Here is a 26,212-nt window from a genome sequence, read left to right on the forward strand (position 1 = left end):
AAAACACCGATCCATTTGGATCGGTGTTTTATTTTTAAAAGATATTAAATACAGCGTTTAATTGAAGTAAGCTAATAACAGCTAAGAAGATTAAACTGTATTTCATTGCTGTTTTAAATAGAGCAGATTCTTTACCAACTAGTCCAACTGCGGCACAAGCAACTGCTACAGATTGTGGTGAAACCATTTTTGCCATTGTACCACCTACTACGTTTAAGGCAACGAGTGTAGAAGGAACGATGTTTAACTGGTCTGCTGTTACTGCTTGAAGTGGTGCGAATAAAGAACCACTTGAAACTACTGAACCTGTAATGAATACGCCAATCCATCCTAAGATTGGAGAAAGAATTGGGAATGCATTACCAGTAGAAGAGAATGCAAGTCCAAGTGTAGATGACATACCAGAGTAGTTCTCTACGTAAGCTAACGCGATAACGCTACAAATTGTATATACTGGAGCTTTTAATTCTTTCATTGTTTCAATCATTAATTCTTTAACCATTTTACCTTTTACGCGGTAAACGATAAGTGAAACGATAATTGCTAGTACAATCGCAGTAGTTGTAGAAGAGAATACATCAAATTTGAAAACAGCTGCGAAAGGTGTATCAGCTTTTGTAATTGGTGTAGTTTTCATAACAGCATTATGAAGGCCAGGGAACTGAATGTTAAATACTAAGTTTGCTAACGCACCATCTGGAGCAAATAAAGCTTTAATCGGTTTTAAGTTAAAGATTGTTACAAATGCAGTTAAGAATACGAATGGAGACCAAGCATATAAAATTTGATTGAATGTATGTGATACTTTAGTTTCTTGTTTTTCTTCTTTAGTAGAAGATTTTGGTTGCCAAACACGTAAGAATAATGCAAGAGAGATCATACTTACAACGGCTGCGAAAATATTAGTAAGTTCTGCGCCTAAGAAGTAAGTTACAGCGAATTGAGTAATAGCGAAAGAAACACCACTTACAAGAATACCTTGCCAAGTTTCTTTAATACCTTTAATTCCATCGACCATTGAAACAAGTAAGAAAGGTAAGATAACACTAATGAAAGGTAAAATAAGAACAGTTTGACGACCAATAGTTAATGCGTCAAGTTGAGTTAATTGTGCTGGTACTGTAACTGGAATACCCATAGCACCCATAGCACCACCAGCAATATTAGCTACTAAACAAATACCTGCTGCTTTTAATGGATTAAAGCCCATACCTACAAGTAGTGCGGCTGTAATAGCAACTGGAACCCCTAGACCAGCTGCGCCTTCTAAGAAAGCACCGAAAGAATAAGCGATTAATAATACTTGTAAACGTTGATCATTTGTAATGCTTGAAATACTATCGCGAATAATATTGAATTGCTCTGTTTTAACAGTTAATTTGTAAAGGAAAATTGCAGCGATAACGATAGTACAAATTGGATAAAATCCAGATAAAACACCGAATCCGGCAGATGCTACAGCTACTGTTGCTGGCATTTTATAAACAAATATTGCAAGGATAATAGCGACAATCACACTATAAAGACCAGCCATGTAACTTTTCATTTTGAATCCCATTAAACAAATGATGAAACAAAAGATTGGAAGTGCTGCGATTAGTGCAGATAACCAAATATTGTTTAACGGGTCATAAATTTGTGTCCAAGTACTCATAATAATGACAACTCCTATCTATTATATGTGAAGAAATTCACATTATTTGTGAAACAATTCACAATCAACTTACATGCTTAGTATATTCTCCTTCAACACTATTGTCAACGTAAAAAAGTATAATTATTCCATAATAGTGTTAAAAGAAAAGCTTTGTTCATAAAGTAGACAAAAAACACACTCAAATGAATTTAAGTGTGCTGTATAAACTATGTGCATATTATTTTGCTTATTCAGATGGCATGTTCCTTATAGGCGTATATTAGATGAAGTCTTTTATATTAAGTATAAAGTTTGATATATGCAATTATCTGTCCTGTTTGATCTAGTGGGGGGAACGGTGGGTGGATTTAATAGGAAGTTTTGCACAACAATCCAACCGCTTGCAATACGAATAAAAAATAAGAAACAAATTTTTAATATCACATCATCTCTTTTTACTGAAAATTCCTTTTAGCGTAACAAAGAGGTTAATTATAGTTCAACTACATTACGATAGGTTATCAATTATAGACGGTATTTTACAATACCGTTACTGTGCATTTCAATGAGGTGAAAATATAACAAAAAGCCTGATAAAACAACGTTTGCAAGCAAAGTATTCGTAGGCCATTATTTTGCTTTTTCGTTATATCATATAGTATAATATTCAAAATCAGCAAGGATTTTTTCCTGAATTTTTGCTGATAAAGATGGAAAATTTTTTCGGCTTTATAGGTTGATAAAGTTATGTCGTAACAGGAAATATAAGAACAGATATATAAATAAATAAAAAGAACATAAAAACGCAAATAAAAACGAAAATGAGGGGAACTTTATGAGCCAAAATCAATTCGAATGTCGTATTTCAGAAGAAGATGTACAAATGTTAAGAGCGTTAGCTCACCCACTTCGTCTACGTCTAGTAATGGAACTTATGCAAAGAGGAACATGTAATGTAACACAGCTACAGGAAGTATTAGAAATTCCACAATCAACTGTTTCACAACATTTAACGAAGTTAAAGCAAAATAAAGTAGTACGCTTTGAAAGACGAGGATTAGAAGTGTATTATCAAATCCATAATGATAAAGTAAGTGCGGTAGTAAAAACATTATTTTCTTAAAATTTGAATATTATGGAAAAAGACGTGTAGAATATACGTCTTTTTTTATTTGTCAGAAAGGTAGCGAGAGAGTAAATATTAGCATGTTAGGAAGAAATGACTATCAATCAACATGCTGCCTGACGGAATATATTCTAAAAGGAAAAGAAAAAATAAAAAGGAGTGTAGTAAGCAAAAGGAGGGATAGTAGTATGGATGTGAAACGTGTGAAACAAATCTTATCTTCTTCAAGTAGAATTGACGTTACATATGAGGGCGTACCAGTATGGATTGAGAGCTGTGATGAGCAGAAGGGGAGTGCTCAAGTGTATGATGTATCTAATCCTGGTGAGAGCGTTCATGTGGACGTGACAGCTTTAGAGGAGAAGTAATAAAAAGACGCTTCTAATTTTAGAAGCGTCTTTTTGTTATTCCATCATATGTGCAATTTTCTTAGAGAACATAAGAAGTACTAATCCCAGTACAATTACGATAATACCGATGCTTGCGAATACTTCTAAATATCCTAAAGATTGAGTGAAAGCGGCTAATTGTCCTGCTAATAAGTTTGCGAAGCCAGTACCAGCTAACCATACACCCATTAATAATGATGCTAATTTAACAGGAGCAATTGCACTTACCATAGATAATCCGATTGGTGATAAGAATAACTCACCGATTGTGTGGAACATGTAAGTGAATACAATGAATAGTAAGTTTGCTTTCATTGTAATGTTACCTTCATCGCTACCAGTTTTTAAAACAGCTAAAGTTAGAACTAAATATCCAACCCCTAGTAAAATCATGCCTAATGCCATTTTTGTTGGGATTTTCAAATCGCCATTTTTTGTTTTTGAAAGCTTAATCCATAACGCAGAAACAGGTAATGCTAGTAAGATAATGAATAGTGGGTTTACAGATTGGAACCAAGGTGTTGGAATTGTAAATCCACCAATTGTACGATCTACGAACTTATCTGTGTAAAGTGTTAAAGAACTACCAGCTTGCTCAAATCCTGCCCAGAAGAATACTACGAAACAAGTTAAAATTAAAATTGCAGCAGTACGTTTTTTCTCTTGTGTTGTTAAAGGTTTTTTCTCAATTGCTTTTGCATTTTTTTCTTTAGATTGTTTACCTACAACAGTTGTTCCGATAGACCCTAAGTAACGAGGTGCTAAGAAATTAAAGGCAAGCTGCCCAATAATCATACCGATACAAGCTGTTAAGAAACCGTATCTATAATCTGCGAAGTAACCGCAAATGAATGGAGCGATAAGAGCTCCTAAGTTAATCCCCATGTAGAAGATAGTGAAGGCACTATCACGACGAGAATCGTTGTCGCTATATAATTGACCTAATAAAGTCGAAATATTTGGTTTGAAGAATCCGTTACCAATAACTAATAATCCTAATCCTAAGAAAAGTCCAGTTTTTGTGTTCATTGAGAATAATACAAAGTTACCAATTGCCATGATGATACCACCAATAGTAATGGCATGTCGCTTCGTAATGAAATGGTCAGTTAACCAACCACCAATAATAGGTGTGAAGTATACTAACATTGTGAAAATACCGTAAATTTGAACTGCAACTGCTTTATCAAATCCTAAACCGCCGCTTACTAAGCTCGTTGTTAAATAAAGAACTAATAAGCCACGCATTCCGTAATAACTAAATCTTTCCCATGCTTCTGTAAAGAACAACAAGTATAACCCTGGTGGATGTTTTTTTGGTGATTGTTGCTCTCCAGCTTTGTCTAATTTTAAAGCTGCATCCATTTTTGTTTCCCCCTAATCCTGTATAACGGATATTTATGTAATCATTTTAATTTACAAAATATTTAGAAGTCAATAGAATTATATGGAAATAGAAAGAAAATTTCTAAAAAAGTTCTATTTTTCTTCGACCGTTACTGTATTTTGCCCTGAAAACGAGATGATAAGCGTTTTCAAATGTAATAATTGAATTCTAAAAGAAAATAAAATAGTGATTAATCAGAAAATTTAGATTAAAATATTTATTCTGATATAAAGAAAATATATTCTATTTACTTTCTCAATATAACATATTGGGAATAAAAATACAAAACGAAATAATGTGACATTTAAGTGAATTGAAAAATAACCAGCTCCACAGAAGGGAGCTGGTTAAGGAAATATTATTTAACAAAGCGTTTTTCGATGTCATCTAATAGTAGGTTAGCGGCCATTACGCCACCAGCTGTATTCCAAATAACGTCATCAACTTTGTATGCTTTACCATTTTTTACTGCATTTAAATTTTTAAATAGAGGATCGTTTATATACTCTTTTTCTAGTTCAGATCCTTTTTTCTCATTTCCTTTATCGAATGTGAAGTAGAATAATACGTCACCATCCATAGCAGAAATACGCTCTTTAGATACGTTACGCTCTGCAAAATCATCTTTATTTTGATCTCCAGGACGTTTAAATCCAAGTTCTTTTAAAATAACACCAGAGAATGTATCGCCATGATAAATACGAACATCACCAGGCATGAAACGAACCATAGAGATTTCTTGGTTTACTTTATCGCCAAGTTTGCCTTTTAAATCTTTTATACGTGATTCGTAATCAGCTACAACTTTTTGACCTTCTTTTTCTTTATTTAATGCTTTTGCATAAAATTTGAAGTTATCTTTCCATTCACCACGTAATGTTTCTGAGAACACAGTAGGTGCAATTGCTTTTAGTTGTTCGTACACTTTTTCGTGGCGCATTTTATTACCGATAATTAAGTCTGGTTTTAAAGAAGCAATTGTTTCAACGTTAACTTGTCCTTCATCACCAACAACTTTTACATCTTTCATTTTATCCTTAATATGTGGATACCATGGGTCACCAGTCCAAGACTTTACAGCACCAACTGGTTTCACACCTAATTCAAGTAAAGCTTCAGTTCCTTCATTTGTTAAGATAACTACACGTTTTGGATTAGCAGGAACTTCTGTTTTACCCATTGCATGTTCAACCGTAATCATTTCTTTTTTTGTATCTTCTTTCGTATTTGATTTTCCACAAGCACTTAAAAGTAGTGAAAAGGCTAATAAAAATACAAATACTGTAAACGAATTTTTTCGCATGAAATTCATTATGTACCCCCTACATAGTGAGAATTTTTTTCAATAGCAAGCATGATGTTAAGTCTTTATCTTTTTATTGTCAATACATATGGATGAAAATAATTCTCATTTCCGTTGACAATGAGAATTAAGTTGAAATACACTAACAACGTATCATTATACATTGAAGGGGAAACGCTGCATGTTATTAAAAACAAATCGAGCAAAATGGATTGGATTATTTGTTGGAATCATTGCAGTCGTTATTTGTATTTGGGGAAGTATTATTTTTGGATATACAAATACGAGTTGGAAACTAGCATTGGATGCTTTTTTCCATTTTAACGGTTCCAATGAACATATTATTATTCAAAACGTACGTCTGCCTAGGGCGTTAATTGCAGCTAGTGTTGGTGCTAGTTTAGCCATTGCTGGTTGTCTTATGCAAACTTTAACTAAGAATCCACTTGCTTCTCCAGATTTTATTGGATTAAATTCAGGTGCTGCGTTCTTCATAGTTGTAGCAATTGTAATCTTTTCAGTAACATCATTATCAGCTTTCACATGGATTGCCTTTTTAGGAGCGGCGGTTGCAGCTGTACTTGTATTTGCTTCTAGTTCTTTAGGAAAAGAAGGAACTACTCCTCTTAAGTTAACGTTAGCAGGGGTCGCAATTAGTGCGTTATTTTCATCATTAACACAAGGATTACTTGTGTTAAATGAAAAAGCACTTGAAGAGGTATTATTTTGGCTTGCTGGATCTGTGCAAGGGAGAAAGTTAGAAATTTTACAATCTGTATTCCCATATTTATTAATAGGATGGATTGCATCTCTTATGATGGCAGGGAAAGTAAATACATTAATGATGGGGGAAGACGTTGCAAAAGGGCTTGGACAACGAACGATTTTAATGAAATCATTCGTACTACTTATTATTGTCCTGTTGTCTGGTGGTTCAGTTGCGGTCGCAGGTCCAATTGGATTTATTGGTATTGTTACCCCGCATTTTGCCAGATTTCTAGTTGGAGTAGATCATAGGTGGAGAGTACCGTATAGCGGTTTATTAGGTGCAATACTATTAATCTTAGCTGATATAGCAGCAAGATATGTCATTATGCCACAAGAAGTACCAGTAGGAGTTATGACAGCATTTATTGGAGCTCCATTCTTTATTTATATTGCACGTAAGAGAGGGCTTAGCAAATGAAGAAGTATATTCCGTTTCGTATAGGGAAAGGCGGGCCCTCGTTTTTAATGTATAAACGAGCTTGTCTCGTCTTGTTGAGTTTACTAGTTGTTTTAATAGGATTATTTTTTGCAAGTGCAGGTATGGGAGACATGAAAATTGCTCCTTATGATGTATGGCAAGCGATCACTGGAAATGGCGATGCGATGTCTAACATGGTTGTAAATAAGTTTCGTATGCCGCGTATTTTAATTGCCATCCTCGTAGGAATTGCGCTTGCTGTAGCAGGATGTATTTTACAAGGTCTCGTTCGAAATCCACTTGCTTCTCCGGATATCATCGGGATTACGGGCGGGGCAAGTGTTGCAGTTGTATTGTTTTTAGCTATATTTAGTGATAAAAATAATGCGCTAACTGTAAGCATTCATTATATGCCGTTAGCAGCCTTTGTTGGGGCAACGATTGTGGCGCTTTTTGTATATTTATTTGCATGGAGAAATGACGGGTTATCGCCGATTAGTCTTGTTTTAATTGGTGTGGGGTTTTGGGCATTAACGAAAGCGGCAACGACTTTGTTTATGTTGTTAGCACCAATTTATCAAGCGAGTCAAGCGAATGTATGGATTACAGGTACTGTTTATGGTTCTTCATGGCAAAACGTTATGGTGCTTGCACCGTGGGTTCTCATTTTAACGGTAATATCATTTATAGCTGCTAGACATTTAAATGCGCAAGAGCTAGGGGATGATATTGCGGTAGGACTTGGTGTTCCTTTAACGAAGTCACGCGTATTCATGTTATTACTTAGTACGGCTTTAATTGGGGGAGCAGTTGCCTTCGCCGGAGGAATTGGATTTGTCGGTTTAATGGCACCTCATATTTCACGAAGGCTAGTTGGTTCTTTATACGGTGCATTACTCCCAGTTGCAGCTATTGTTGGTGCAATTCTAGTACTTGCTGCAGATTTAATTGGGCGTACAGTTTTCACACCACTTGAAATTCCAGCAGGGGTATTTACATCAGCAATTGGTGCACCTTATTTTATTTATTTACTTTATAAAAGTCGGAATTCATAAAGGGAGATGAATATGCAAAAAGCATTGGAGACGAAACGTTTGACGTTGTCTTATGGTGAAACAATTATTATTGATGAGTTGAATTTAGAAATTCCAAAAGGTGAAATTACAATCTTTATCGGTTCCAACGGTTGCGGGAAATCAACTTTATTACGTTCACTAGCTAGATTATTAAAGCCAACAACTGGTGACATTTTGTTAGATAATCAAGCTATTCAAAGTATGCAAACTAAGCAAATTGCTCGTCAAATGGCAATTTTACCGCAAGGACCGCAAGCACCTGAAGGGCTTACAGTATTGCAACTTGTAAAACAAGGACGCTATCCATATCAAACATGGCTGAAACAGTGGTCAGAAAAAGATGAGGAAATGGTACAGAAGGCACTTGCAGCAACAGGTATGACAGAATTTGCTGAGCGTGATGTGCATGCTCTTTCAGGTGGACAACGACAACGTGCTTGGATTGCAATGACGCTTGCACAAGATACAGATATTATTTTACTGGATGAGCCTACTACATATTTAGATATGACTCACCAAATTGAAGTGCTAGATTTATTATTCGAATTAAATGAAACAGAACAAAGAACAATTGTTATGGTATTACACGATTTGAATTTAGCATGTCGCTATGCAGATAACATTGTAGCCATTCAAGATAAACAAATATATGCACAAGGTAAACCTGAAGAAGTGGTAGATGAGAAACTAGTACGTGATGTATTCCGAATGGAGTGTCAAATTAGTACGGATCCGTTATTTGGAACACCGCTTTGTATACCTCACGGAAGAGGAAGACGTGTAGTTAAAGAAGTTGCTCAGGCAATGAGATAAAAAAACGATGAGTGATTCATCGTTTTTTTATTTGGTACAAGAAAATAAGAGGAAGAGAGGAATACGTAAGCGACGTTTATACTCTTCTTCATCTTGAAAATAGGTTGGATTTGGTGTAGCTTCTTTTAATGATGTAATGGTAAATCCGGCTTGCTGTAATAATGTGAAATAATCTTCCGTTGTACGATGATATTTAATAACTTCTTGGTCAATCCATGGTTCAACCCGTTTGCCTAGTTTAAAGTAATCATCGACGAGCCAACTCGTTCTTTTACCACTTGTTTGTAAGCTTTCAAACGAAGAAGTAATAACGGGATGTTGAACGCTAAAGGTAAAGGTGCCATTTGTTTTTAAAGTTTGAAACACATTTTGAAAAATGGTATCAAGATGTTCAATATAATGTAAGGCAAGTCTAGATGTTACTAAATCAAAAGTGGAAGAGGGGTAGGTATAATCTTTGAGGTTTAAAAAATGAACAGTTCCATTTTTATTTTCTAGTTGTTTTTTAGCTTTTTCATACATAAGTTCGGAGCCTTCAATGCCGGTGTAAGAGTAGCATCTCTTTTCTAATAATTCCGCGCCAAACTTAGCATCACCACAGCCTAAATCGAGAATTTGTTTTCCTCGTACATGACCAATGAGCTGAAAGAATATTGGTTTTTCAATGGATTCATTTGGGCTATTTTCTCGGTATCTTCGTTTCATATATTGTTCGAAAAATGCTGTGTTATTGTATACATCAGATTCTGTAAATGCCATGTTTGAAACCTCCCGAAATATTTTTTTAATTCTATCAAATATGAAAAGTAAATAATAGATTTATTGTAATGAATCATATATAATCTAAAATTGTAAGCGGTTACTTTAAACTATTTTTCTATAATAAATTCTGAAAACGTGTTAAGCTAGTAGAGGGATTATTAGAACTATTAAGACAATAATCCGCTTACATGAACGATGGGAGGCTTCACGATGTCTAGTAAAACACTTGCGAAATTTTTAGAAGAAAATTTAGAGGATTTAAAATCAAAGGGGCTTTATAACGTAATTGATCCGCTTGAGAGTTCAAATGGACCGATCATTACAATTGGCGGAAAAGAATATATTAACTTATCTTCAAACAACTATCTTGGATTAGCAACAGATAGTCGTTTGCAAGAAGCAGCAATTGGTGCTATTCATAAGTACGGTGTTGGAGCAGGGGCTGTTCGTACAATTAACGGTACTTTAGATTTGCATATTAAGTTAGAAGAAACAATTGCAAAGTTTAAACATACAGAAGCAGCAATTGCTTATCAATCAGGATTTAACTGTAATATGGCAGCGATTTCAGCCGTTATGGATAAAAATGATGCAATTCTTTCAGACGAATTAAACCATGCTTCTATTATTGATGGTAGTCGTCTATCAAAAGCAAAAATTATTGTTTATAAACATTCGGATATGGAAGATTTACGCCAAAAAGCAATTGCGGCGAAAGAATCAGGTCTTTACAATAAATTAATGGTAATTACAGACGGTGTCTTTTCAATGGATGGAGATGTTGCAAAACTACCAGAAATTGTTGAGATTGCAGAAGAGTTAGATTTAATGACATACGTAGATGATGCACACGGTTCAGGTGTACTTGGAAAAGGTGCAGGAACTGTAAAGCACTTCGGTCTTTCTGATAAAGTTGATTTCCAAATTGGTACATTATCAAAAGCAATTGGGGTAATTGGTGGATATGTAGCAGGGAAACAAAATTTAATTGACTGGTTAAAAGTTCGTTCACGTCCATTCTTATTCTCTACAGCATTAACACCAGCTGATGCAGCAGCTTGCATGAGATCAATTGAAATCTTAATGGAAAGCACAGAGTTACACGATCGCTTATGGGAAAATGGTCGCTACTTAAAACAAGGATTAAAAGAACTTGGCTTTAACATTGGGGAAAGTGAAACGCCAATTACACCTTGTATCATTGGGGACGAAGTATTAACACAAGAATTTAGCAAACGTCTAAATGAAGAAGGTGTATACGCAAAATCTATCGTGTTCCCAACTGTAGCAAAAGGAACAGGGCGCGTTCGTAATATGCCTACAGCAGCTCATACGAAAGAAATGTTAGATGAAGCAATTCTTAAGTATGAAAAAGTAGGAAAAGAAATGGGCATCATTTAAGTAACGACATCTTTTGAATAGCTTGCAAATGAGGAGTGGGGAAAATGAAAAAAATTCTAGTAACCGGTTCTTTAGGGCAAATTGGTTCTGAACTAGTAATGAAACTTCGTGATGTATACGGCGCATCAAATGTTATTGCAACAGATATTCGTGAAACAGATAGTGAAGTAGTAACGTCTGGTCCATTTGAAACGTTAGATGTAACAGATGGACAAAAACTACATGATATCGCAAAGCGTAATGAAGTAGATACAATTATTCATTTAGCAGCTTTACTTTCAGCAACAGCAGAAAAAAATCCGTTATTCGCATGGAACTTAAATATGGGCGGACTTGTAAATGCATTAGAAGCAGCTCGTGAATTAAACTGTAAGTTCTTCACGCCAAGTTCTATCGGTGCATTCGGTCCATCGACGCCAAAAGATAATACACCGCAAGATACAATTCAGCGTCCTACTACGATGTATGGGGTAAACAAAGTGGCAGGAGAATTACTATGTGATTATTATCATCAAAAATTTGGCGTAGATACGCGCGGTGTCCGTTTCCCAGGTTTAATTTCTTACGTAGCTCCTCCAGGAGGCGGAACGACTGATTATGCAGTTGAAATTTATTATGAGGCGATTAAAAAAGGTGCATACACCTCATACATTGCTGAAGGAACGTACATGGACATGATGTATATGCCTGATGCTTTACAAGCAATCATTTCATTAATGGAAGCTGATCCAAGTAAGCTAGTGCATAGAAATGCATTTAACATTACAGCAATGAGCTTCGAGCCAGAGCAAATTGCAGCGTCAATTCGTAAACACATTCCGACGTTTACAATGGATTATGCAGTAGATTCAGCTCGTCAAACAATCGCTGATAGCTGGCCAAACTCTATTGACGCAACTGCAGCAATGAAAGAGTGGGGCTTTAAAGCAGAATACGATTTAGACAAAATGACAACTGACATGCTGGCTAAGTTAAAAAAAAAGCTCACAGCTGAGTTAGTGATGAATTAATAGGAAGGGGCGATTCTTAGGAATTGCCCCTTTTTATTTGTATTTTAGGAATATACAAATAATTGCAAACGTGATAGAATGAGTTAATTTGTGTGTAAAGGGGAGAGATACAATGGAGAAATGGGAATTAGCAAAGGAAATTTACAATACGTCACGTTTAACGGGAACATTTAAACTTCGATCAGGACAAGTATCAACTCAATACTTTGATAAGTACTTATTTGAATCTAACCCAGTACTGTTATTAGAAATTGCCAAACAATTGAAAGAGCTCATTCCTCCTGAGACAGAAGTGCTCGCAGGTTTAGAGATGGGAGGAATTCCAGTAGCAACAGCATTATCTTTACAAACAGGTATACCAGTTGTATTTGTAAGAAAAGAAGCAAAGAAGTACGGCACATGTAAGTTAGCAGAAGGTGTTAATATTGCTGGGAAAAATGTTTGTGTTGTTGAGGATGTTATTACGACAGGCGGTCAAATATTATTAAGCACGAAAGATTTAAGAGAACTAGGTGCGAAAGTCCATCATGTTCTAGGCGTGATTGAACGAACGAAAGAGGGAAAAGAAAACTTAGTAGAAGATGGCTTACAGCTACATTCGTTATTTACAATGGATGAGTTAATTGAAGGAGAAAAGCAGCATGCAAAGAGTTGATGTCGTATATGGACTAATACATGATGAAGAAACAGATAAAATATTAATGGTACATAATGTAGAACAAAATGTTTGGTCATTGCCAGGTGGGGCTGTGGAAAAAGGTGAAATATTAGAGGAAGCACTAATAAGAGAAGTGAAAGAAGAGACAGGTTTAACCGCCTTGGCTGGGGGGCTTGTTGCGATCAATGAAAAATTCTTTGAAGAATCAGGGAATCATGCACTATTTTTTACATTCCGAGCGAATGTAGTAAAAGGGGAACTTATTGCGGAAGATGAAGGTGAAATTTCTGCAATAGAGTGGGTAGATCGAACAATTGCGAATGAGCGTTTCCCATACTATGACGGAGGATTTGAATCTTTATTAGAAGTAGCCATTCCATACAAGTTTCAACCAGAAACAAAGTAATTGAACGAAAAAACAGGAGCCACAAGGCTCCTATTTTCTATTCAATCGTCTTCAGTAATAGTTTTTTCAGCAATGGTTTAATCTTCAATCGTAAATCTTCAGCATGATTTGCAACTAAGAAGTGATGGTTATAAATGTTTTTCATCAATTGATAAGTTGCTTCTTTCGCTTCGCCTTCTTCGATGAAGATACCGATTACTTCCATACCACTTTTACGCGCGAGTTTAACAGCTTCATGCGTATCTAAAATTCCGTCTTGTTGATAGTCTAGCGCAGAAGGCTCACCGTCTGTGAAGACTAGTAAGAATTTATGTTTCTCAGGTCTTTTGGCAAGTTTTTCAGAAACGATACGAATAATATATCCGTCGCGGTTATCTTCTTCTTCACGAAGTTGCATAATTTCTGGACCAACGTTTGGCAACGTTGAGTTTTTATAATTTACAACTTCATGGATAACGTTCGGCTTATCTTCAGGTTTAGCGCTAGAGGCATCTTCCCAAAATCCGCTAATAGCGTGCGGGATTTTTAAAGACTTTAAAGCTTCATGGAATAGTACAACACTCTTCTTCGTTTCTTCCATTTTGTTATACATAGAACCAGAACAGTCAACTAATAGTTGGAATGCAACATCGAGTTCTTGTGACTCTTGTCCTTTTTTATAAAACATACGCGGTTGTTTTTCGGTATAAATACGAAGGAATTTCTTACGAAGTCTTCCGTAATATTTATCACTATTCGCATTCGTTTTATTTTCAATTGTTTTTTCGATAATTTTCTTTAATTCTTTTACATCTTTATTGACGACTGATTTGATAGCTTGGTAATCTTTTTTCTCATCTGAGTTTGGTTTGCGAGCTTCTTTAAATGTATGAGAAGCACCTACATTATACTTACCGTATGCACCGTCGTGCTGGCTAGAAGCGTGTGAAGCCCTTGCTTCTTCTGTATCAGCGCCATCAAAGTTGGATTGTGTACTTTTTTGTGAGGTACCTTGTACAGAACCAAGTGCTTGGTCGCCATCTTCTGATTCACGGGCAGTATCACCCATCATATTAGTTTTTGTTCCGCTTTCTAATTCAAAGCGTAAAAAGTTCTCGTTTTCGTTATTTTTATTTTCACGATGCCATGTGGAGAAACTTTCATCCATTTTGTTTTTATTTTCATCGTCATCTATAAGCTGCGTATCATCATTTGCTAAATCTTCGACGCGACAGTTCTTTTCGTCTGCAAGGACAGATAAGTAAAGTGGAGCATGTCCGAAATAGTTGTTAAGCATATCGCTTTCAAGAAGCGCCTCTAAGCGATAGCGAATTTTCTCAACGATATACATAATATCTTCTGTATTACGTGCTTGGAATGTTTCATGTAAAATCGCTTCAATTTGCTCAAAATATTCATTATTAAACATTTCGTATTTATCGCTAGTTAATGAAAGATAGCATAGGCAAAATAGACGATCACCGTGATAATTACGAACACGGTTTATTTCATTTTGAGAGCCGAAATAATTGCGGTACATTTCTTTTCGACGTTTAAAAACATGCTTCGTGCCAGGACGTAAGTTCTTTACGATTTCCTCAACGCGTAAATCTTCTAATAGAACAAATAATTGTGTTAAAAACTTTTTTAGGGGCGATTCTTGCAATTCAATCGCATAAGAACGAATTAAAGTCATGTCCGAGTAATGTTTATTACCAAGTGCTTTTAAGAACACTTCGCTTTTTAATCCGATTACTGTATCTTCTTCTTTTCGATCATCCCAAAAGTGACTAATGACAACTTTCTTTTCAATTTCGTCGTAGTATGCTTTATAGCCATATTCAAGATAGGCATCGTCTTCTTTTAGAAGGGCATACATTAAGTTTTCCATTTGTAGAAACAGCGACGCATCAATTTTTTTGTCACTAAAAATTTGTCTCATAAATTATCCCTCAAAGAAATAACTTTCTGCTAATTCACGGACAGTCATTTGTTCTGTTTCATCATTAAGTTTTGCAATTATGCTTCGTTCAATCGCTCGCATAACAGGAATATATACACCTAAATCACATGCGTCGATAATACCACGAATACTTGCTGCTTCTTCACTTACACGTCCATCGCGCGCTAAAGGCATAAGGTCGCTTGCAAATGCAACAAACTTTTCAATTGTTGCAACATCATTTAATTTTGATTCTGCTAATAATAGTTCTTTTAATGTATCACCTTGAATGTAAGGAACTTCAATAATAACGAAACGGTTTTTTAACGCTTCATTTAGTTCACTTGTTCCAACGTAACCTTCGTTAATCGCAGCAATTACACGGTATTCGTCATCACCGTATACAACCTCTTGTGTAAATGGGTTTGTAATCATTTTACGGTAATCTAATGCGCCGTGAAGAAGTGGTAACGTTTCAGGTTTTGCCATATTGATTTCGTCAATATATAGGAAGTGACCGTTCTTCATTGCTTTCATAAGAGGACCGTTAACGAATGAAACTTCAGATGCACCATCTTTCGTTTGTAGTGTGTTGTATCCTAAAATACCCTCTACATCTAAGTCGACAGAGCAGTTAATGCTATGCATTGGTTTTTGGAATAAAGAAGAAAGAGTTTCCGCTAGTACTGTTTTACCACTACCAGTCGGTCCTTTTAATAGAATATTCTTGCCAAGAAGAAGTGCTGTAATCGCATCTTCAATAATGCTATTATCAGACGCTTTATATATTTTCGTTCCGATTAAATGTGCATTTTCACCAGCTTCTTGTTTATTCTTTTCATGAATCGTAGAAAGCTGTTGTTTTAAATCAGCATGTATATGAAATTGTTCTAACATGTATTTCCCACCTAACATTATTTTCATAAAGTAATACATCTTATGATAACTTGTTTTAATATGGTATGCAAAGAAAAGGAAGGAGGATAAAGGGAAAAGAAAAAGCAATCAAGATGAAGTTGATTGCCTACAGTAAAGGAGAAATGAGCCTCATGAAAGACTCCAATATGCGTTTTTTTATACTTCTTTTTTGGAAAGAGTTCCATTTAATTTCAGTTGAATGTTTAAAATCTTCTTCAAAATCACGTTTAATGTCGTGAACTGTTTTTGATTCATAAAGCACGCTAATAATTTCGTAATTCAATTCAAAGCTACGTACATCCATGTTCGCTGTTCCAATAGTTGCAATTGTATCATCAACGAGTACAATTTTTGCATGCATAAAACCATCTTTATAACTGTAAATAGAAGCACCAGCTTTTAAAAGCGGAGTGAAATAGGATTGAGATGCTTGATCACTAATGATGCTATCACTTTTACCTGGATATAAAATCCGTACATCTATTCCGGCAATTGCACTTAAGCGTAATAATGTTAAAGTTTCTTGATCTGGAATAAAGTAGGGTGTAGCGATCCAAATGGATTTTTTTGCAGAGCCCATAACAGCTAATAATGTATTACGAATACTTTTATCATCGGAGCTTGGTCCGCTTGCTACGATTTGAACAGCACCTTCTGCATTTGAAATCTCTTTACCTGGGAAGTATTGTCTATTCATGAATTGATCCCAGGAATAAGTGTTTAAACCACTAGAGGCATAGAGCCAGTCTTCTAGAAAGATTGCTTGTAATTTATATAATGCTTTTCCTTCTATTTTTAAATGACTATCACGCCAAACAGGAAATTTCTTGGAACGGCCAAGATATTCATCACCGACATTGAGTCCTCCGGTAAAACCAATTTTTCCATCTACAATAACAATTTTTCGATGGTTACGATAATTGACAGTTTCAAGTAACCAAGCTGAAAAAATAGGGTCAAATTCTACAATTTCAATCCCAGCTTCTTTCATAGGTTGCAAAAATCGTCGTCGTAACGTATTACTTCCAAGGCCATCATAAAGGAAGCGTACAATAACACCATCTTTTGCTTTTTGTATTAAAGCATCTCGAACTTTTGTACCAATTTCATCAGATTTATAAATGTAGTATTGAATATGTATATGATGCTTTGCCTGCTCTATAGCTCGCAAAATTTCTGAAAATGTTTGATCTCCGTTTGTTAAAAGTTTTGTAGTTGTTTTATCTGCGGCAGGACCACCTCCAAATTTTTGTATGACTTCTGTTAAATGTATGGAACGTTCATTTAGTGGGACTGTGAGTAATAACTCTAGTCTTCTTCCTTCTAATATTTCACGGAATAATTTTCTTTGTTCTTCTGAACGATGGAGATGTTTTTTTCTTCTCCAGCGGCTGCGTCCGAAAATAGCGTATAAAAGCACACCTATAATAGGAAGAAGTGCTAATACTAAAAACCATGCTAACGTACTTTGTGGAGATCTATTTTCTATAAAAATAACGAATGAAATTCCGACAATTGTGATGGACCATAGAGCACCGACAAATGTATATAACGAAATATACGATGTATTTAATAGGAACAGAACGATAGATACAATTGTAAATATTAATAGTAATTGAACGATAGGCTTCTTCATTTCTATATAATTCCCCTAATCTTTTTTCAATATAGACTTCTTAAATAGAAGATGTAATATGACATCTTTATTATAAGGTGTTTTGCTTTTTTTACAAAATATAGACATTTCACCTATACTTTCCGCATTTGTCCTACATACAGTGTACTATCCCATTTTTTATCCCACTCTTAACGCATATGAAAATGAAAAAATCGAAAAGGAGCGGAGAAACATGAATTATATAGAAAATAATGGATTGTACTATCGAAATCATCATCATGGAGGACACAATCATGGTGGACATCATCACCATGGAGGACACAATCACTATGATCACCATCATCATCAAGGAGGCGGATGGGGCTGGGGTGGTGGTAGTTCATGGGGAGGCGGATTTTTCCCTGGAAGCTTTGCAGGAGGAGTGTTAGGCGGACTGACAGCTGGTGCATTAACAGGTGCAACAAGTGGAGGATATTATCCGGCTCCATATCCAGTAGCTTATCCATCACCATACCCTGTAACGTATCCAATGCCATACCCAGGTTATCAGCAAATACCATATTCGTATTAAACTAAAAAAGAGGCTATCCTCTTTTTTAGTTTAATACAGTATTTATTTATAAAATAATTCCAAAGTTAAGGTGGAAATATGTTAATATTTTGTTATTGTAATTCAAAAACATGCACATTAATGTAGATTTTCATATTATTATTTGTGAATAGTTATGTAGTATGATCTAATTTCTATTTCGTTATTAAAAACAAAGAGATCAGATATGAGTGGTATTAGTTGGAAACAAGGCTTGCATAGAGCTACTTAAAAGGATTGCGGTATAATAAGGCGCGAAGTAATTAGAGATATGGGAAGCTACCAGTTATAATTGAAACGGTATAATATTGCTTTTTATTACAAATAATATTATGTTATTTTAATCGGTTTATTTAAAAAGATAATTTATGTAAAGGGCTAGTATTAGAAAATGAAATATCTCTATTTCTATGAAGAGAAACAGGTTGTGTTTTAGTCAGATAGAAGCAAGGAGAGATGCGCATGCTAGAACAGAGAGGTCATGCATTATATGACTCTTCGTTGCGAGATTTAAAGTTAGCATTAGATGAGTCTTCAATTGTTGCAATTACAGATCGAAAAGGTCTTATTACATATGTAAATGATAAATTTTGTGAAATCTCTAAATACAAAAGAGAAGAATTAATTGGAAAAGATCACCGTATTTTAAATTCAGGTCATCATCCGAAAACCTTTTTTCAAAACTTATGGAAACGTATTTTGAATGGGAAAGTATGGACAGGTGAGATTCGGAATCGAGCAAAAGATGGTACATATTATTGGGTCAAAACAACAATTGTTCCATTTTTAAATGAAAAAGGAGAGCCATACCAGTTTATCGCAATACGAAATGATATTAGTAGTAGAAAAGAAGCGGAACAGAGGTTGCGGCTAAGTGAAAGTCGTTATAGGGAACTTGCCTATCATGATGCTTTAACGAGTTTGCCGAACCGTTTGCAATTAATAACGACCGTTAATAAATTGATTGCAGATAAAAAAGAATTTGGTATGATTTACTTTGATTTGGACCGTTTTAAATTAGTAAATGATACGTTAGGTCATATGATAGGGGACTTACTTTTAAGCGAAGTCGCTTCAAGGTTGCATTATGTACTAGGAGAGAAAGATGTTCTGGCTAGGCTAGGTGGCGACGAATTTGTGCTGTTAACAAAAAATCATAGACAAGATGATATGAGGCAGTTAGCGACATCTGTGTTGTCATGTTTCCAGGCACCATTTATTCTTGAAGGCCATGAAGTATATATTTCAGCTAGTCTAGGACTTTGTTCTTATCCACAAGACGGACAAGACGTGGAAACATTATTGAAAAACTCCGACTTAGCTATGTATAGTGCAAAAGAACAGGGGAGAAATGCTGCATGTTTCTTTACAGATGAGCTACGCGCGAAAATAAATCGTAGAATGAAAGTTGAGTTTGCTTTGCAAAAGGCAATTCGTGATGAAGAGTTAGATGTAGTATTGCAGCCTATTATTGATTTGAAAACGAAGAGATATTCTGGTATAGAAGCTCTAGTACGCTGTATGACAGAAGACGGACCTATTTCACCAAACGAATTTATCCCGGTAGCTGAAGAGTCTGGACTTATTATAAAGCTAGGAGACTGGGTATTAGAAAAATCGTGCCGATTGTTTAAAACATTGCCCAATTATCAAGAAGGACTAAAGTTATCAGTGAATTTATCTATACAACAATTAATGCAGAAACGTTTTATTTTCTCTGTACGTAGCATTTTAAAGAGAACTGGTTTTCCTCCGAACCGTTTAATATTAGAAATAACGGAAAGCATAGCAGTCCGCCATTTTGATTATATTATTGCTACATTACAAGAATTAAGAAATATGGGTGTTTTAATTGCTTTGGATGATTTCGGAACTGGCTATTCTTCCTTATATTATTTAAAACAACTACCACTGGATATTGTAAAAATTGATCGTAATTTTATTCGTGAATTTCATTATGATCACGCACAACCAGAACGAACGATTGTAAAATCCGTTATTGAAATTGCTCATAGTTTAAATTTAGCAGTAGTTGCTGAAGGAGTAGAAACAGTAGAGCAAGAGAGTTTGTTACAATCAATGAGCTGTGATTATGTACAGGGATTTTATTATGCGAAACCTTTATCTGTAGGAGAGCTAAAAGAAAAGTTAATTACAGATTTTTAATAAAAAAGAGAAGCCAGCAGCTTCTCTTTATTTAATCCGTTTTTTGTGAGTCTTTCATTAGTACTGGATAAAGAATAAGACCTAATACGAACAATCCAATTCCTAAGAAGAATGTTTTTAAATCAGCAGTTCCCGTTTTGATAACCCAAATAGAGTATACCAACGCTAATGTCGTAATGATTCCATCTTTTACTCGAGATCCGGGCAGTATATCATACGTTTCTCCTGTAATAACTAATTTTAATTGGTACAAGGTAGAAACAAGGTATGGAATTAAATAGGCTAATGTTGCTACGACGATAGCGAAACTATACGCTTCTGAAACAGTACCAGAAATCGTTGAAAATAAGAAAATTTGCGTCATTATATTTGTAATCAATAGTGATTTTGAAGGACTACCTTTTTTATTTGTTTTCCCGAAAAACTTAGGGAAAAGTCCATTTTTTGCTGCCTGGTAAGGTACTTCTGAACTAACAACAATCCAGCCAACTGTAGATCCAAATAAAGATATAAGAGCGAGTAAGGCCATTATATATGCACCTTTATTTCCAATTGCTAAATTTAATGCATCTACTAACGGTTTTTGAGACTCCTTTAAAGCATCTTGCGGAAGAGCTCCCATTGTAAGTAAAGTAATTGACATGTAAATAAGAAGAGCGATAATTAATCCGAAAATCGTAGCTTTTTTTACATCGCGTTGTGATTTTGCACGGTTAGAAAGCATAACCGCTGATTCAATACCGATAAACGCCCAAAGTGTTGCAATAGCAGCTGAATTGATTTGGCCACCTAACGAGATAGATTGTCCTGCTTCATTCATAAAGGTTTGACCGTCTCCGAAATTAGAAGCATTGAAAATGAATAATGTAATTACAATAAACATTGTAAATCCGATAATTTTTGCAATAGTAGCAAGTAGATTCATATTTCCAGCTCGATCAATATTTTGAGAAAGAATATATTGAATTCCCCATAGCATAAGGCTACATACAAGGAAAGTTAACCCTTTTCCGAGTTCTAGTGAAAATCCGTTTATTGAAAAAAGAATTTGCTTACTTTGTAAAACTGGAAAGAATGTTGATAAATATCCAGCAAAGGAAATAATAACAGATGCTGTTGCAGCCCAGTTAGCAGCCCAATATCCCCATGCCATACTATATCCTGCAACTTTACCAGCTTTTTTTGAAGGAAACATCGCTTGAGCATAGCTTTGTGGTCCAGCTTTTAATTCTGGTTTACGAATCGCTAAATTTCCAAATACAAGTGCAATCATAAATACGCCAAGGCCTGTAATACTCCATGCGAGTGTAGAACCCATTGGACCTGATACTTGTGCTAAATTTGCTGGAAGCATAAATACGCCACCGCCAACCATATTCCCGATAACAAATGCTGTTAAAACCCATAATCCCCATTTTTTCGTTTCCATTTTTGTTAACTCCTTTGTAGTAAGTTTTGCTTAAACATCATTTTTTACTAGCTTTTTGACAATAAAAAAAGAGCCATGTAGATAAAAAAATACCTACATGGCTCTTTTGCCAAAGCGTAGGTACAACGGGAATAACCCTTGTACCTACGCGTAATTTTTCCGCTAGGTTTCAAGGGTTACGTATGATGATGATGTTTTTGTGCAAATGTAACTACAGTTGTTGTATAAGTAAGCATAGTTCTTTGCTCCCTTTCTCCTCTGATTTTGAAGTTAGTATACTACATGTTTTTTTGAATGAAAAGAAAAATATAAAAATTTTTATAAAAATACGTTTTAAAGATTAAATATTTACCTATATTTTTCTTGTACTGGAAAATAAGTGAGAGATTGGCAGAAGAGTGAAGCATGTTATAATACATATAGAATTAGAAGGTGACAAGGGGCTATTGTAGATGATGAGTAAGTATGAACAAATTTATACAGAAATCAGTAAATCTATTGATAATAAACAATTAAAAGAGGGATGCAAAATCCCATCAGAAACAGAATTAATGAAGCAGTATGAGGCAAGCCGAGGCACGGTGAGAAAAGCTGTAGATTTACTGCAAGAGCGTGGATATGTGCAAAAAATTCATGGAAAAGGTGTTTTTGTTTTAAAGCGAAAAAATATTGAATTTAATTTTGGCGGTATTGTAAGTTTTCAAGAAGAAAATGAACGTTTAGGACGTCATTGTATTACAGAAGTTGTGGAAATGGACAAAGAAAAAGCCACAAAAGAAATTGCAAAATTATTAAATGTAAAAGAAAAAACAGAGATTGACCATATTAAACGTGTACGAAATATTGATGGAGAAAAAGTAATTTTAGATATAAATCATTTTGTATCTGAGTTTGTTCCAGGATTAACGAAAGAAATTGCAACTGCATCGATTTATAAATACATTGAGAAAGAGCTTGGGCTACATATTAGTTATTCGCAGAGGGTAATTGAAGTACAGCCATGTACAGAGGATGACAGAAAGTATTTAGATTTAAATGGAACAGACTATGTTGTCGTTGTGAAAAACTTTACACATTTGTATGATGGAAGTCAGTTTGAATATACAGAATCACGCCACCGTTTAGATATTTTTCACTTTTCGGATGTGGCACGCAGGAAGTAAAGAGGTGGAACAAAATATTGTTTCATCTCTTTTTTTTATAAAAAAAACACAAACTCGTATATACGAGTGTTGACTAACTTATATATACGAGTTAATATGTAATTGTAAACGGTATCAAAAAAAGAAAAGAGGGACGGGAATATGGGGAAAGACTATCGTAAAACAGCAGAGGAAGTGTTGCAGTATATTGGTGGGAAAGACAATATTGAACAAGCTGCACATTGTGTGACGAGGCTCCGTATCGCTTTAAAAGATGAAAGTAAAATAGATAATGATAAATTACAGTCTGTTTCATTAGTGAAAGGAGCGTTTCATAACGCTGGTATATTTCAAGTTGTAATTGGTCCAGGAGATGTAGATCGTGTTTACGCTGAATTGATAACGCTTGCGGGTATGAAAGAATCGACTGTAGCTGACGTAAAAGACTCTGGAAATCAGAAGTTAAATCCAGCTCAAAAGTTTGTAAAAATATTTTCAGATGTATTTATGCCGATATTACCAGCGATCGTAACGGCTGGTTTACTAATGGGTATTAACAATCTATTAGGCGCAAAGGACTTATTTTTTGATGGGAAAAATTTATTAGATGTTTATCCGAACTTAGGCGGGCTTTGGGATTTAATTAATATGATGGCCAATACAGCATTCGTATTCTTACCAGCACTTGTCGGGTGGTCAGCAACGAAGCGTTTTGGTGGTAGTCCAATACTAGGGATTGTTATGGGATTAATGCTTGTGCACCCGGCCTTATTAAACGCTTGGGACTATGGAAAAGCAGCGACTGGTTTAGACGGACAAAAGATTGAGTACTTCGATATTTTAGGACTGTTCCAAATTGAAAAGGTAGGGTATCAAGGTCAAATCTTGCCGGTTTTAGTAGCTGCATTTGTGTTAAGTAAAGTAGAAATTTTCTTAAAGAAACATGTACCAAATGCAATTCAATTATTAGTTGTACCAATTACAACAATCGTTGTGACAGGTGTGTTAGCATTAGGAATTATTGGTCCGGTTACACGTCATATTGGAGATTTATTAACAGTAGGATTAGTAGGTGTATATGAAACAGTACCAGTAGTTGGAGCAGTATTATTTGGAGCGTTATATGCACCACTTGTAATTACAGGTATGCATCATATGTTTATTGCAATTGATTTACAATTGATTGCACAACATGGCGGTACATTTATTTGGCCGATGATTGCTCTTTCTAACATTGCGCAAGGTAGTGCGGCACTTGCGATGTTCTGGATTTCTAAAAATCAAAATGATAAAAGTATGGCATCAACATCAGCCATTTCAGCATACTTCGGTATTACAGAACCAGCGATGTTTGGTGTGAATTTACGAAATAAGTTCCCGTTTTATGCAGCGATTATAGGGTCTGCTGTGGCAGCGATATTCATTACATTAAATGGTGTATTAGCACCTGCTATCGGAATTGGGGGATTGCCAGCATTTATTTCTATCATTCCGAAATCGATTCCAATGTTTATTGTCGGAATGATTATTGCAGTTGTAATCCCATTTACTTTAACATGGTTATTTGCAAAAAGAGTGAAACAGAAGTAGGAGGAAGTTAAACATGAAGGATTGGCATAAAAGTGTAGTCTATCAAATTTATCCGAAGAGCTTTAATAGTTATTACAATAGAGAAACCGGTGATATAAAAGGGGTTACAGAGAAACTAGATTATTTAAAAGAACTCGGAGTGGATTATATTTGGTTAACACCGATATACCAATCACCACAAAATGATAATGGATATGATGTAAGTGATTATTACAGCATTGATCCATCTTACGGAACGATGGAAGAGTTTGAAGAACTTTTAGCAGAAGCGAAAGTACGTAACATTGAGATTATGCTGGATATTGTTGTAAATCATAGTTCGACTGAACATAAGTGGTTTAAAGAAGCGAAGGAAGATAAAAATAGTCCATATCGTAATTACTATATTTGGCGTGATGAAAAAAATAATTGGCAGTCTAAGTTTGGTGGATCTGCTTGGAAATATGATGAGAAGACGGAGCAATATTATTTACATTTATTTGATGAAACACAAGCTGATTTAAATTGGGAAAATGAAAAACTTCGTGAAGAAGTATATGATATGATGCGTTTTTGGCTGGATAAAGGGGTAACAGGATTTCGATTAGATGTCATTAACTTAATTTCAAAAGACCAATGCTTCTTAAACGATGAAGGTAGTACTGCGACAAGTGATGGACGCAAGTATTATACAGATGGTCCGCGTGTTCATGAATATTTACAAGAGATGAACCGAAATGTTTTTGCAGGAAAAGATGTCATTACAGTTGGAGAAATGTCATCTACGACAATTGATAATTGTATTAAATATTCTAATCCTGAGCGTAATGAATTAAGCATGACGTTTAGTTTCCATCATTTAAAAGTAGATTATCCGAATGGTGATAAGTGGACGAAAGCAGAGTTTGATTTTATTAAATTAAAAGAGATTATGTCTAACTGGCAAATTGAAATGCAAAAGGGCGGAGGATGGAATGCGTTATTTTGGTGTAATCATGACCAGCCTCGCATCGTGTCACGCTTTGGTGATGATGGAAAGTACCGAAACGAATCTGCAAAAATGTTAGCGACAGCCATGCACATGCTGCAAGGAACGCCTTATATTTATCAAGGGGAAGAAATCGGTATGACGAATCCTAAATTTGAGTCCATCGAGCAATATCGTGATGTAGAATCGTTAAATATATACGATATAAAGCTAAAAGAAGGGCTATCAAAAGAAGAGATTATAGGGATTTTAAAGCAAAAATCTCGTGACAACTCTCGCACTCCGATGCAGTGGAATGAAGAGATGAACAGTGGTTTTACAACAAGTACACCTTGGATTTCAGCGGCTGAAAATTTTAAAGAAATAAACGTAGAGAAGGCATTAGAAGATAAAGAGTCCGTATTTTATCATTATAAAAAGTTAATAGAGCTTAGAAAAACGTATGATGTAATTACAGAAGGAGAATATGCTATTTTGGATAAAAATGATCCTAAAATTTGGGCATATACTCGTACTACAGAAAGTGAAGTACTACTTGTTATAAATAACTTCTATGGAGAAGAAATAACGTATTCAGTACCAGCGCACGTTCAGTTAGATGGAATGAAACAAGAAGTACTACTGTCGAATTATAAAGATGCCAGCAAGGATATTGCAAAACTTAACTTAAGACCATATGAATCAATTGTGTATCGATATACGAAATAAAAAGGTTGTAT

The 26,212-nt window shown here is 35.2% G+C and carries 22 protein-coding genes; 14 read left to right on the forward strand and 8 right to left on the reverse strand.

The features are described 5' to 3' along the window. Positions 1–34: 34 nt before the first annotated feature. A complete protein-coding gene (locus tag BHV55_RS03220) occupies positions 35–1,654 on the reverse strand; it encodes an L-lactate permease (protein ID WP_000109103.1) in 1,620 nt (539 codons plus the stop codon). A gap of 817 nt (positions 1,655–2,471) precedes the next feature. Here BHV55_RS03220 and BHV55_RS03225 point away from each other — a divergent pair. Both BHV55_RS03225 and BHV55_RS03230 read left to right on the forward strand, forming a co-directional pair. Then, complete coding sequence (locus BHV55_RS03225; RefSeq protein WP_000081428.1) at positions 2,472–2,759, forward strand: ArsR/SmtB family transcription factor; 288 nt, start codon at positions 2,472–2,474, stop codon at positions 2,757–2,759. A gap of 191 nt (positions 2,760–2,950) precedes the next feature. Beyond that, entirely contained in the window at positions 2,951–3,130 is a 180-nt protein-coding gene (locus BHV55_RS03230; RefSeq protein ID WP_000382679.1) for an acid-soluble spore protein H, read from the forward strand. A gap of 36 nt (positions 3,131–3,166) precedes the next feature. On the opposite strand, the gene BHV55_RS03235 is transcribed toward BHV55_RS03230, so the two are convergent. Together BHV55_RS03235 and BHV55_RS03240 are read right to left on the reverse strand one after the other, a co-directional pair. After that, positions 3,167–4,516: a peptide MFS transporter gene (locus BHV55_RS03235; RefSeq protein WP_070758222.1), complete on the reverse strand. Its 1,350-nt coding sequence runs from the start codon at positions 4,514–4,516 to the stop codon at positions 3,167–3,169. A gap of 380 nt (positions 4,517–4,896) precedes the next feature. Beyond that, a complete protein-coding gene (locus BHV55_RS03240) occupies positions 4,897–5,850 on the reverse strand; it encodes an ABC transporter substrate-binding protein (RefSeq protein WP_070758220.1) in 954 nt (317 codons plus the stop codon). 172 nt (positions 5,851–6,022) lie between these two features. Here BHV55_RS03240 and BHV55_RS03245 point away from each other — a divergent pair, with 172 nt between their 5' ends. Genes BHV55_RS03245 through BHV55_RS03255 form a run of 3 tightly spaced genes read left to right on the forward strand, consistent with a single transcriptional unit; the run spans position 6,023 to position 8,916 of the window. Further along, complete coding sequence (locus BHV55_RS03245) at positions 6,023–7,027, forward strand: FecCD family ABC transporter permease (protein WP_000925233.1); 1,005 nt, start codon at positions 6,023–6,025, stop codon at positions 7,025–7,027. Further along, a complete protein-coding gene (locus BHV55_RS03250) occupies positions 7,024–8,082 on the forward strand; it encodes a FecCD family ABC transporter permease (protein ID WP_000760071.1) in 1,059 nt (352 codons plus the stop codon). The genes BHV55_RS03245 and BHV55_RS03250 overlap by 4 nt, the downstream gene beginning before the upstream one ends. A gap of 12 nt (positions 8,083–8,094) precedes the next feature. Then, entirely contained in the window at positions 8,095–8,916 is an 822-nt protein-coding gene (locus BHV55_RS03255; RefSeq protein ID WP_001167962.1) for an ABC transporter ATP-binding protein, read from the forward strand. Between the two features lie 27 nt (positions 8,917–8,943). Here the strand turns inward: BHV55_RS03255 and BHV55_RS03260 are convergent, their stop codons facing one another. Continuing rightward, the gene (locus BHV55_RS03260; protein ID WP_070758217.1) at positions 8,944–9,675 is read right to left on the reverse strand and encodes a class I SAM-dependent DNA methyltransferase; all 732 of its coding nucleotides are present in this window, start codon (positions 9,673–9,675) and stop codon (positions 8,944–8,946) included. A gap of 213 nt (positions 9,676–9,888) precedes the next feature. On the opposite strand from BHV55_RS03260, the gene BHV55_RS03265 reads away from it, so the two are divergent. The 4 genes from BHV55_RS03265 (at position 9,889) to BHV55_RS03280 (ending at position 13,153) form a co-directional block, all read left to right on the forward strand. Next, positions 9,889–11,079, forward strand: a complete 1,191-nt coding sequence (locus BHV55_RS03265; RefSeq protein ID WP_000095905.1) for a glycine C-acetyltransferase — start codon at positions 9,889–9,891, stop codon at positions 11,077–11,079. Between the two features lie 44 nt (positions 11,080–11,123). Beyond that, positions 11,124–12,089, forward strand: coding sequence for an L-threonine 3-dehydrogenase (locus BHV55_RS03270; protein ID WP_000723129.1), 966 nt, complete (start codon positions 11,124–11,126; stop codon positions 12,087–12,089). A gap of 112 nt (positions 12,090–12,201) precedes the next feature. Further along, positions 12,202–12,744, forward strand: a complete 543-nt coding sequence (pyrE, locus tag BHV55_RS03275; protein ID WP_048568060.1) for an orotate phosphoribosyltransferase — start codon at positions 12,202–12,204, stop codon at positions 12,742–12,744. Next, entirely contained in the window at positions 12,731–13,153 is a 423-nt protein-coding gene (locus tag BHV55_RS03280; protein ID WP_070758215.1) for an NUDIX hydrolase, read from the forward strand. Before pyrE ends, BHV55_RS03280 begins: the two co-directional genes overlap by 14 nt. 37 nt (positions 13,154–13,190) lie before the next feature. On the opposite strand, the gene BHV55_RS03285 is transcribed toward BHV55_RS03280, so the two are convergent. The 3 genes from BHV55_RS03285 to BHV55_RS03295 all read right to left on the reverse strand — a co-directional run bounded on the left by BHV55_RS03285 (position 13,191) and on the right by BHV55_RS03295 (position 17,628). Next, positions 13,191–15,074, reverse strand: a complete 1,884-nt coding sequence (locus BHV55_RS03285) for a vWA domain-containing protein (RefSeq protein WP_001248851.1) — start codon at positions 15,072–15,074, stop codon at positions 13,191–13,193. A 3-nt stretch (positions 15,075–15,077) separates the two neighbouring features. Then, positions 15,078–15,971: an ATP-binding protein gene (locus tag BHV55_RS03290; RefSeq protein ID WP_000892973.1), complete on the reverse strand. Its 894-nt coding sequence runs from the start codon at positions 15,969–15,971 to the stop codon at positions 15,078–15,080. Positions 15,972–16,098: 127 nt separating this feature from the next. Further along, the gene (locus BHV55_RS03295; protein WP_000743031.1) at positions 16,099–17,628 is read right to left on the reverse strand and encodes a cardiolipin synthase; all 1,530 of its coding nucleotides are present in this window, start codon (positions 17,626–17,628) and stop codon (positions 16,099–16,101) included. Positions 17,629–17,842: 214 nt separating this feature from the next. Here BHV55_RS03295 and BHV55_RS03300 point away from each other — a divergent pair, with 214 nt between their 5' ends. Together BHV55_RS03300 and BHV55_RS03305 are read left to right on the forward strand one after the other, a co-directional pair. Continuing rightward, positions 17,843–18,181, forward strand: a complete 339-nt coding sequence (locus tag BHV55_RS03300) for a cobalt transporter (protein ID WP_070758213.1) — start codon at positions 17,843–17,845, stop codon at positions 18,179–18,181. A gap of 480 nt (positions 18,182–18,661) precedes the next feature. Beyond that, positions 18,662–20,365, forward strand: coding sequence for a putative bifunctional diguanylate cyclase/phosphodiesterase (locus tag BHV55_RS03305; protein WP_000893350.1), 1,704 nt, complete (start codon positions 18,662–18,664; stop codon positions 20,363–20,365). 31 nt (positions 20,366–20,396) lie between these two features. On the opposite strand, the gene BHV55_RS03310 is transcribed toward BHV55_RS03305, so the two are convergent. Then, complete coding sequence (locus BHV55_RS03310; protein ID WP_000448444.1) at positions 20,397–21,794, reverse strand: amino acid permease; 1,398 nt, start codon at positions 21,792–21,794, stop codon at positions 20,397–20,399. 452 nt (positions 21,795–22,246) lie between these two features. Here BHV55_RS03310 and treR point away from each other — a divergent pair, with 452 nt between their 5' ends. The 3 genes from treR to treC all read left to right on the forward strand — a co-directional run bounded on the left by treR (position 22,247) and on the right by treC (position 26,201). Beyond that, on the forward strand, positions 22,247–22,957 hold the full coding sequence (treR, locus tag BHV55_RS03315; protein ID WP_000987244.1) for a trehalose operon repressor: 711 nt from the start codon (positions 22,247–22,249) through the stop codon (positions 22,955–22,957). 141 nt (positions 22,958–23,098) lie between these two features. After that, entirely contained in the window at positions 23,099–24,526 is a 1,428-nt protein-coding gene (gene treP / locus BHV55_RS03320) for a PTS system trehalose-specific EIIBC component (protein WP_000513940.1), read from the forward strand. Between the two features lie 13 nt (positions 24,527–24,539). Then, positions 24,540–26,201, forward strand: coding sequence for an alpha,alpha-phosphotrehalase (gene treC, locus BHV55_RS03325; protein ID WP_000656144.1), 1,662 nt, complete (start codon positions 24,540–24,542; stop codon positions 26,199–26,201). Positions 26,202–26,212 lie beyond the last annotated feature (11 nt).

This window comes from Bacillus sp. RZ2MS9 (assembly GCF_001816185.2).
Taxonomy (GTDB): Bacteria; Bacillota; Bacilli; order Bacillales; family Bacillaceae_G; genus Bacillus_A; species Bacillus_A cereus.